Here is an 11,435-nt window from a genome sequence, read left to right as displayed (position 1 = left end):
GGAATGATATCCGAAAAAATCAATATCTCACTGGATCATCCCATCATGAAGGGCCATAGGGTCTTTGGTGAAGCGGTATTGCCCGGTCTTGCTTATATCGATTTGATTTATCAGGTTTTTCAGGAACACGGTTATGTATACAATGAGCTCGAATTGAAGCACGTTACGATTTATCAGCCTTTAACCGTCAGTGAAACGGCTGCAATCATTCTGACCATTCAATGTTCTGATAGCGGAGATGGAAAGTGGCTCATCTCCCTTTCAGGGCAGAAACAGCAAGGTGACGAGCTGTCAGACAATATACAATATGCGACGGCTGAAATGGTGAAAAGAGACGCTGTGACATTTGACGAAACCATTGATTTCGGCGATGTAAAGCAGTCAGGCAGATCTCTGAATCTTGATGACATGTATAACCGCTGCCTGGATCATGACTTGGTTCATTCCGGCATGATGAAATCGAACGGACGATTGTACGAAACAGAAGGCGGCATGCTGGCTGAGCTTTCTTGCGAAGAAGGAAAGGATTTCTTTTTATTCCATCCGGCCCTTTTGGATGCGAGCGGAATCGGGGCGAGCGGTTTGCTTTCTGAAACAAACCGGCTTCATCTGCCTTTATATTATGAATCGTTCACGGCCGCCGACAGGCTGCAATCAGAGTGCACGGCGCGTATCGCCGCTTCCGGCGTCCGTCAGGAAAAAGAACTCACAACGATGACAATCGAGTACTTCAGCCGATCTGGACAAAAGGTGGCGGAGCTTAAAAACATTACGGGAAAAGCGGTTCGGCTCGAAGAAGACGCGAATACAGCCGAACAGAATCAACAGGCTGCAGCTGAGCCGGAAAGCGCAGATGAAAAAGACATCATTCTGTTTTTAAAGAAGCTTTTGGCTGATAAGCTTGGTCAGCCCTGGGAGACGCTGGACGTTCTTGCCGGCTACTATGAGCTTGGGCTGGATTCATCTTCTTTGCTTGAGATTGTACAGGATATCAGTAAAAAGACGGGTGCGGACCTCGCGCCCACTCTTCTCTTTGAATATACAAATATAAAAGAACTCGCAGCCTTTTTGAAAAAGACCGTTTCATTTGAATGTGCGGAACGTGCAGCCGAACCATCACGGTTTGAAGCTGAAGCACCGGACGCGCCAGAACATCATAAAAACACCGGAGACATCGCGATTATCGGAATGGCCGGCCGCTATCCGAAAGCGAAAAGTGTGGCGGAGTTTTGGGATAACCTGAAGGCAGGCGCGGATTGCATCACTGAAGTTCCGAAGTCCCGCTGGGATTGGAAAACATATCAAAACGTAACGTCCCCGTCAGGAAAAACAGTATCAAAATGGGGCGGTTTTATTGACGATGCCGACTGCTTCGATCCGCAGTTTTTCAGAATCTCACCGCGTGAGGCGGAAATGATGGACCCGCAGGAGCGTCTGTTTTTAGAAACATGCTGGGAAACGATTGAAGATGCGGGGTATACGTCTGAAACGCTGGGGAATAAAGGAGAGAAACAGCATCCGATCGGCGTATTTGCAGGGGTGATGCATAAAGATTATTCCTTAATCGGCGCAGAACAATTATCTGAGACTGATCCGTTTCCGGTTTCACTGAATTATGCGCAGATCGCCAACAGAGTGTCCTATTATTGTGACTTCCACGGGCCGAGCATCGCGGTGGATACCGTTTGTTCCTCATCATTGACCGCCGTTCATCTGGCCATTGAAAGCATCCGCCGCGGCGAATGTGAAGCCGCGCTTGCGGGAGGGGTGAACTTGTCGCTGCACCCGGCGAAATATCTCAGCTACGGGAGCGTGGGCATGCACTCAAGTGACGGCCGCTGCCGTACATTCGGCGAGGGCGGGGACGGCTACGTTTCCGGAGAAGGAGTCGGTGCGGTCTTGCTCAAGCCGCTGGAAAAAGCCGAACAAGACGGCGACCGCATTTACGCGGTCATTAAAGGAAGCGCCGTTAACCACGTCGGGAAAGTAAGCGGAATTACCGTCCCGAGTCCTGCTGCACAGGCAGAAGTCATTAAGGCCTGTCTGAAAAAAGCAGGTATCAGCCCGCGGACCGTCAGCTATGTGGAAGCCCATGGCACGGGTACCTCGTTAGGAGACCCGATTGAAATTGAAGGTCTGTCAAAAGCGTTCAGCCAAGGGACGCAGGATCAGCAATTTTGTTCCATCGGTTCGGTCAAATCAAATATCGGCCACGCAGAATCAGCGGCGGGAATCAGCGGGTTAACAAAAGCGGCGCTGCAGCTTCATCACAAAACGCTTGTCAAATCACTGCATTCTGCGGAATTAAATCCTTACCTGAAATTTGAGGGATCTCCTTTTTACGTACAGCAGCAGACTGCTCCGTGGAAGCAGCCGGCAGCCGAAGAAAACGGTAAAGTCACACATTATCCGCGCCGGGCCGGACTCAGTTCCTTCGGTGCATCAGGTTCGAATGCCCATATCATTTTAGAAGAATACATTCAGCCTGAACAAAAAGCGCCAGCACCTGAGAACGAGGCAGCAAAACTCATCCCGCTGTCAGCAAGAAATAAAGACAGGCTTCTGGCCTATGCGGAAAAACTAGCCCGATCGCTTTCAGAAAAGACGGTGCTGTCTGAACTGGCTTATACTCTTCAGACAGGACGTGAAGCAATGGAGGAGAGAGCTGTCTTCCTTGTAAATGACACCCGCGACTTGAAAGAAAAGCTGAATGATTTCGTAAAAGGAAACGAAAACATCCCCGGTCTTTGGCGCGGACAAGCCGAGCTGCCGGAACTGAGCGAACCCGCTCCCGAGACGGATGATCCGATACGGCTTGCCGAGTTATGGGCAGAAGGGAAAACAGTAGATTGGAATAAGCTGTACGGTTCATATAAACCGCGTAAAACAAGCGTTCCGACGTATCCGTTTGCAAAAGAACGCTATTGGATTCCGCAGCAGAAAAAACAGGAGAAAAGCCCGTCAGGCACAGTGCTGCATCCGCTTTTACAAGAAAATACGTCAGATTTTTCGCAGCAGCGCTTCACGTCTCTTTTTACGGGAGATGAATTTTTCCTATCTGACCATGTCGTCAACGGACAAAAAATACTGCCGGGTGTCGCCTATTTGGAAATGGCCGCAGAGGCGGTCAAAAAGGCCGCTGCCGTGACGGAAAAAGGCCATAGCGTCACACTCAGACAGGTTGTTTGGGTCCGTCCGGTCATGATTGAAGATAAACCGAAAGAAATACATATTGTCCTTTACCCAGAAGATAATGGTGAGATTACCTATGAAATATACAGTGAGGCAGAAAACGGCGAGGAACCGGTTATTCACAGCCAGGGTGAAGCGATCATTACCGAACAGGGCAGCGCCCAGATAGATATCGAGTCTGTCAAAGCTTCCTGCAATTTAGGAATCGTGACTGCGGAAGAATGTTACGGTGCTTTTGAGAAGATCGGTCTGGATTACGGAGAGGCATACAGGGGCGTACAGCAGTTGCTGCTTGGAGAAGACCGATTATTGGCCCGTATTTCACTCCCGGCTGCCGTACATGACAAAAAAGAACAGTATACGCTTCACCCGAGTATGATGGACGCCGCTTTTCACGCTTCCGTCGGTCTGCTTGTCCGCTCAATACATGACGATGCAGACAGCCACGAGCTTTCTTTGCCGTTTGCGATGAAGGAAGTGGAAGTGTTCGGGCCGTGCCCTGAACATATCTGGTCATATATCCGGTACACAGAAGGCAGCAAAGCAGATGACAGCGTAAGAAAATTTGACATTGATATGTGTGATGATGCCGGTACGGTTTATGTCCGGATGAAAGGCGCGTCCGTCCGGGCGCTTGACACAAGCCAAACAGCGGGCGGAGAAACCGCGGAGGCGCCTGTCGGCCATACGATGCTGATTCCGGCTTGGGAGCCTGTTGCGCTTGAAAAAGCCGGGGAAGCAGCGGTGGATAAGCAGACGGCAGTATTCGGCGGAACGGATTCGAGACATACGCGCATAAAAGAACATCTGCCGAACGCTTCCTATTATCCGATCAGAGGTACGGATGATATCACATCTCTTACGCACATGCTTGAAGGACAAAAAGAACTGAAGCAAATCATTTGGCTTGCTCCGCAGGCTGAGAGTGCGGACAGCCTCAAGGAACAGGAAAGGAACGTCCTTCATGTGTTCAAGCTGATGAAAGCATTACTTGCCTTAGGGTACGGAGAAAAACGTTTGGACTGGTGCATCGTCACAGCAAATGCCCAGCCGTTTTCGGATCAAGACAGCGCCGACCCGTCACAAGCCGCAGTCAGCGGACTTGCCGGAACAATGGCGAAAGAATATCCGCATTGGCATATCCGCATGATTGACACAGAAACGGACGGCAGCTGGCCGATCGAAGAGGCGCTCAGTCTTTCTGCCGGGAAAAACGGTCAAATTTGGGCGTACCGCAATCAGCAGCTGTTTGAGCGGCAGCTGATACCGCTTGACAATATGCCGAAAAACGGCACGCTGTACCAAACAGGCGGGGTTTATGCCGTGATCGGAGGCGCCGGATATCTTGGCGAGGCATGGAGTGAATACATGATCCGCCGCTACAAAGCACGCATCATTTGGATCGGAAGAAGCACACTGAATGATTCCATACAGGCGAAACTCGACCGGCTCAGCGCATTCGGCCCGGCGCCTGAATATGTTTCCGCCGATGCCGCCGACAGTGCTTCCTTAGAGTTGGCTTATCAGTTCATAAAAGAGCGCCACACAAAAATGAACGGAATCATCCACTCGGCAATGGATCTGTCTGAGCAAAGCTTAAATAATATGAAGACAGAAGAGTTCAAATCGGTGCTGCGGGCAAAAGCCGATGTAAGTGTGTCCATGGCGGAGGTATTTGGACGGGAGCCGCTTGACTTTGCGCTCTTCTTCTCCTCGCTTGTGGCATTTATTCATAACGTGAAACAAAGCCATTATGCCGCAGGATGCGCTTTCAGTGACGCATTTGCGAAGGAACTTGATCAGACATGGAATTGTCCGGTCAAAGTGATGAACTGGGGCTATTGGGGCAACAGCGAAGCGGCTGAAGACGATGATTTTATTCAGCTGATGGATCAGATCGGATTGGGATTGATCGAACCGGACGCTGCAATGGAGGCGCTTGAAACCCTTATGACGCTGCCGATTGATCAGGCGGCCTTCATTCATACGACCAAACCGGTCGCAGTCGAAGGGATGAATGAAAGAGAAAAGATTTCCGTTTATCCGCCTCAGCCGCTTTTCTTTTCACAACAGCCGAAGGTCGCTCCGCCCGGCGCACGTCTTGTTAGAGAGGCTGAACATCAGGAGCTCGATGATTTTCTGTATCAGCTTTTGATCGCCCAGCTTAAAGAAGCAGACTTGCTGACGCCGCAAAGCCTTAAAGCGTATGAGCCCGAACACGAATACTTTAAAAAATGGCTCAATCAAACGATCGCTTTCCTTCTGGAACATGGCTATCTGGAAGGGAATGCGGATTCATATAAACTGTCGGCGCGAGCCGAAAACACAACCGCCTCGCTATGGCAAAAATGGGAGCGGGAAAAAGAGGAATGGCTCAATAACGCCGATACAAAAGCGATGACTGTTTTAGCCGAGACGATGCTTAAAGCACTGCCGGACATTCTGCGGGAAGAAGTGCCGGCGACAGACATCATGTTTCCGCACTCTTCAATGGAACTTGTTGAAGGAATTTATAAGCACAACCAAGTCGCGGATTACTTTAACAGCGCCCTGTCAGATACATTAACGGCTTATGTGAAAGAAAACATCAGCAAACATTCAAAAGCCGAGATCCGCATCCTGGAAATCGGAGCGGGCACAGGCGGCACAAGCGCAGGCATATTTGAAAAGCTTAGGCCGTATCAAAACCATATAAAGGAATACTGTTACACCGATGTATCGAAAGCTTTTCTCGTGCATGCGGAGACGGAATACGGCAAACGGAATCCTTATCTGACGTATCAGCTTTTTAACGCAGAAGTGCCGCTTGCCGGCCAGGATATAGAGCCGGGCGCATACGACATCGTCGTTGCGGCCAATGTGCTTCACGCGACGAAAGACATCCGCCAGACGCTGAGAAACGCCAAAGCCGTTTTAAAAGACAACGGTTTGCTGCTCTTAAATGAAATGGCGGGAAACAGCCTGTTCCCGCATATTACTTTCGGACTGCTTGAAGGCTGGTGGCTGCATGAAGATTCTGCCCTTCGTATTCCGGGGTGCCCGGGCTTGTATCCGGAAAGCTGGAAACGCGTGTTAGAAAGTGAAGGCTGGCATTCTGTCTTCTTCCCGGCGGAAGCGGCACATGAATTAAGCCATCAGATTATAGCGGCAAAAAGCAACGGCATTGTTCGCCAAAAAACGCTTAAATCAGGGGCCGAAAAACGGACCGCACCGCCAAAAGCAGCGCAAGCGCCGGAACTTCAGGCGCAAACAACGGTGCAAAAAGGCGACACGTCTTTAACAGAAAAAAGCACCGAGTACTTGAAAACGTTAATCGGAGAAACATTAAAAATTCCGCCGGCTCAAATTGATCCGAAAGCGCCGCTTGAAAAATACGGAATTGATTCTATCGTCGTCGTACAGCTGACAAACGCGTTACGAAATGTATTGGACCAAGTCAGCAGCACTTTATTTTTTGAATATCAGACGATTGAGGCGCTCGTCGCTCACTTAATCAAAACGAAAAAAGACGCGATGATCAAACTGACGGGACAAACGCCTGTTCAGGAAGAACGGAAGGCATCACCAGAACCGCAGGCTGTACAGCCGGCTAAGCCGCTTCGCACTGACTGGCGGCGGAGGGAAAAACGGGCAGCCAAAGAGACGGTCCGGCAAAGTTCGGTTCGCGACGTGGCCATCATCGGTGTTTCAGGACGCTACCCGCAGGCAAAAACAGCGGCTGAGCTTTGGGCTAATATTAAAAAAGGAAAAAACTGCATAGAAGAAATCCCGCGGGAACGCTGGAACTGGCGGGATTACTACGATGAAGAGAAAGGTAAAGAAGGCTCTATTTATACGAAATGGGGCGGCTTCATTGAGGATATGGACAAGTTTGATCCGCTGTTCTTTCAGATTTCTCCTTTGGAAGCAGAGCGAATGGACCCGCAGGAGCGATTATTTTTAGAAACGGCGTATGCGAGTATCGAGGATGCCGGCTATACGCCTGACAACCTGTGCCAAAGCAGAAAAATCGGTGTTTTTGCCGGCGCGATGAACAAAAACTACCCGACAGGCTACGGCTATTGGTCCATTGCCAACAGGGTATCTTACCTTTTTGATTTCCAAGGGCCGAGCATTGCCGTTGATACAGCCTGCTCCTCTTCTTTGACGGCTATTCATCTGGCGCTTGAGAGCATATACAGCGGTTCAAGCGAATGCGCGATTGCCGGTGGCGTAAACATAGTGACCGACCCGATCCATTATATGAATCTGTCAGTCATGAACATGCTTTCCGCAGGCGACACGTGCAAATCGTTCGGAGACCGCGCGGATGGTTTTGTCGACGGAGAAGGGGTAGGAGCGGTCGTGTTAAAGCCGTTAGACCGAGCGATTGCCGATAACGATCACATTTACGGTGTGATTAAAGGAAGCACCATTAACAGCGGAGGCAAAACGAACGGATACACCGTTCCGAATCCGAATGCGCAGGCCGCCTTAATAAAAGAAGCTTTCGAAAGAGCAAACGTCCCGGCGCGCACCGTCAGTTATATTGAAGCCCACGGTACGGGCACCGCATTAGGAGATCCGATTGAAATCGCCGGATTAATGAAAGCATTTGAAGAGGATACAACAGACAAACAGTTTTGCGCCATCGGCTCCGCAAAATCAAATATCGGCCATTGTGAGAGCGCCGCGGGCATTGCGGGTCTGACAAAAATATTATTCCAGCTCAAAGACCGCCAAATTGCGCCGTCCCTGCACGCGGAACAGCTGAATCCGAATATTGATTTCGCGTATACGCCGTTTGCCGTTCAGCAGGAGCTCGGTGAGTGGAAACGTCCCGTCATCGGCGGCAGAGAGCTTCCGAGAAGGGCGGGGTTAAGCAGCTTCGGCGCGGGAGGAGCAAACGCCCACCTCGTCATAGAAGAATATACGGCAGACAAAGAGCCTGATGAAACGCCGGCAGATCAGTCCGCCATCATCGTCCTGTCCGCGAAAAACAGCGAACGGCTCACTGAAAAAGCAAAACAGCTCAGAGACGCCATCCGTGAAAAAAGATACAGCGGCAGCGACCTTATGAGCATAGCCTTTACTCTCCAGACTGGCCGGGTGCCGATGGAAGAGCGTCTCGGCTTTATCGTTCATTCACTTCATGAACTTGAGGAAAAACTGAATGGATTTATCGCCGGACAAAACAGCGCCGGACTGCACCGTGACGGCACGGAAGAAAACAAACGGATGCTTGCCGTATTTTCGGCGGATGATGATATGGAAACAATCATAGACGCTTGGATCAGCAAACGGAAATATTCTAAGCTGCTTGAGCTTTGGGTAAAAGGATTGGACATCGATTGGGCGAAATTATACGGAGACCGTCCTCCGGCCCGCATCAGCCTGCCTGCTTATCCGTTTGCGAAAGAACGCTTCTGGCATCAGCAGCCTGTACAAAGCAAGGCCGCGCCCGTTAACGCGCCGGCTGACGAAAATGATCCGGCGGAACAATTTGAAGTAATGACTTTTAGAGAAGTTCTTAAAGAACAGGCTCTGCCGGCAGCCGGAGAAAAGCAAGTCAAAACGGTGATTTCTTTCTTATCTGATCAGAAGAAGCAGCAGGAAGCCGTCTCTGTGGTCAAATCGTATGACAGTGACATTGACGTTATTTTTATCGCTCAGGGAGACCGGTATGAGGCTCTGTCCGCCGGCCGCTGCCAAGTGGTGCGGGAAGATCCGCAATCATATGTGAACGCTTTTGCGGATATTCAAAAAGAGTACGGTGAGGCTTCTGCCATTTTGTATTTATGGGCGCTTGAAGATAAAAGCTGCATCGAAGATTATTCATGTATCGTCCATATTCTCAAAGCAATGGCTGAGACCGGTCTGCAGCCGGAAAGGCTGTTATTGGCGGGGGAATATGCATCCGGTCTGGAAAGGTGCTACTTGGAATCATGGATCGGCTTTGAGCGTTCGCTCGGCATTGTTCTCCCGAAAACAAGTGTTACCGGCCACTTCAGAAAAGCCGGTGCGGCCATAACGGACTGGGTGAGAACCATTTGGGACGAGCTGAAAGCTGAAACAGACCATACTGTTTTCTTGGAAGAGGGAAAACGATATGTCTATCACATCGAACCAACCGGACTAACGAAAGAAAACAGCAGGATCAGAACCGGCGGAACATATCTCATTACAGGCGGATTAGGAGGGCTCGGCTACTTATTTGCCCGCCATCTGGCCCGGAACTACCAGGCAAATGTCATTCTCACGGGGCGGTCGCCGATCAATGAAGAAAAGAAAGAAAAAATGAAAGACCTGGAAAATCTCGGTGCGGGTGTTCTTTACGCCGAAGCCGATGTTTGTGATCCGATCGGAATGGGCGACTGCATCAAGCGCGCGAAAGAACGATTCGGAGCCATTCACGGCGTCATTCATGCGGCGGGCATCGAAAGCAGAACATCCGTCTTTGAAAATGAAATCGGGAATTTCCGCAGTACGCTTGAACCGAAAATAAACGGAAGCCTGCTTCTTGACGAGTGGCTGAAAAACGAAACGCCTGATTTCATCTGCTACTTTTCATCCACATCTGCTGTTTTAGGAGATTTCGGCTGCTGTGATTATGCGGTCGCGAACAGGTTCCAAATGGCGTATGCCCGCTATAAAAACGAACAATCAGAAAGCGGAAACGCTTTTGTCATAAACTGGCCGGTCTGGAAAAACGGCGGAATGGCCGTCGGCGGTGAAGAGACGACGGGCATGTACCTGAAATCAAGCGGTCAGCGCCTGTTAGAAACAGATGAAGGCATTGAGCTTTTTGAGCGCATCATTTCTCAAGACAACACCCAGTGCCTTGTCATTGCCGGCGAAAGAAGCCGTGCCGAACGATTTTTAGGCATACGGCGGGACGATTCATTAAAAACGGATGCGCTTTTGGAAACCGTGAGCCGCCGCATCTCGGAAGAAAGCGCGGAAAAACGGCTCGAAGCGGATTTGAAAGAGCTGATACACAGTCTGCTGAAAATATCTAAAGATAAACTCGTCCTGCATAAAAACTGGGCGGAATTCGGATTTGATTCCATCTATTTAGCCAAATTTGCCGCTCTTTTGTCGAGTCATTACGGCATTGAAGTCACTCCGGCGTTATTTTACAGCTATGCCACGCTCGGAGACGTCATCAGCTATTACCTGACAGAACATAAAGAAACGATCGAAACGTTTTACCGAACGGAAGAAACCGAAACAGAAGCCGCCGCTCCGGATAACAAGGAGTATACGGATCAGGAGATCATCGCCATGATGAAACAGGTCTCTGAGGGGACATTAGATTTTAAAAGAGTGCAAGACATCATAGAAGGGAGTAAGACCTATGAATCATAAAGAACTTCTCGATGCCTACAGATCAGGAACGCTCACCATCGCTGAAGTAGAACAAAAGCTTCAGGCTTCTAAGCGGACAACTGCAAAACGTCCGCTTTCAGAAGGCCAGAAAGGTTTGTGGATGCTTCAGAAAATGTTTCCGGAGATGAGCGCATATAACATTCCGTTATGCTTTCGTTTTCAAAAGCTGGATGTCGAGACATTCAAAAACGCCCTTTTGTCCGTGCAGCGCCAGCACCCTATTTTGACCAGTGTGATAAAAGAGGAAAACGGCCTTCCGTATCAGATAGAAGATACGGATCGGCATTTTCCGATTGAAGAAATGGATCTTTCCGAATTAAGCGGGCGTGACGCTCTTTCGTTTATTAAAGAAAAAGCAAAAGCACCGTTCTCGCTTGAAACCGGGCCGCTCCTGCGTGTTCAAGTATTCCGGCGGGCGAAGCGGGAGCCGATTGTGTTAATTACCATTCACCATATCATTTTTGACGGCGTCTCTCTTATGACGTTTATGTCGGCGCTGCTGGACGCTTATGTAAAAGCAAGTGAAGGCAAAGAACCTGTCATGCTTCAGCAGGCCGCAGATTATCATGACTTTGTGAAATGGGAAAAAGAGCTGCTGGAAAGCGAAGCGGGAAAAACGCATCTGTCTTATTGGAAAAAGCAGCTAAAAGGACCGCTGCCGGTGCTTGAGCTTCCGTCGGATTATCCGAGATCATCGGTTCAAACTTGCAGGGGGCAGGCGTATCAGCGCTTGCTTCCTGATGAACTGAACCGGCAGATTAAAGTTTGCGCCCAAAAAAATAATGTCAATGAATCCGTTGTGTATCTCGCTATTTTCAAAGGACTGCTCTATCAATATACGAATCAGGAAGATGTCATCGTCGGCATGCCGACGA

The 11,435-nt window shown here is 49.8% G+C and carries 2 protein-coding genes; both read left to right on the top strand.

Translation table 11 applies throughout. From position 1 onward, the window contains the following. The first annotated feature begins 3 nt into the window (after positions 1–3). Positions 4–10,539, top strand: coding sequence for a type I polyketide synthase (locus AR442_RS10900; RefSeq protein WP_053284977.1), 10,536 nt, complete (start codon positions 4–6; stop codon positions 10,537–10,539). Continuing rightward, positions 10,529–11,435: condensation domain-containing protein (locus tag AR442_RS10895; protein WP_157843474.1), on the top strand; the 907-nt coding region annotated here is incomplete at its 3' end. The genes AR442_RS10900 and AR442_RS10895, both read left to right, overlap by 11 nt.

Source organism: Bacillus velezensis, assembly GCF_001461825.1.
In the GTDB taxonomy this organism is placed as follows: Bacteria; Bacillota; Bacilli; order Bacillales; family Bacillaceae; genus Bacillus; species Bacillus velezensis.
The sequence above is the reverse complement of the archived record's forward strand: the minus strand, read 5'-3'. Positions and strand labels throughout refer to the sequence as shown.

What these genes read in the sequence shown, in the direction of transcription:
- AR442_RS10900 (WP_053284977.1), top strand. Translation starts at nt 4, where the DNA reads ATGATATCCGAAAAAATCAATATCTCACTGGATCATCCCATCATGAAG.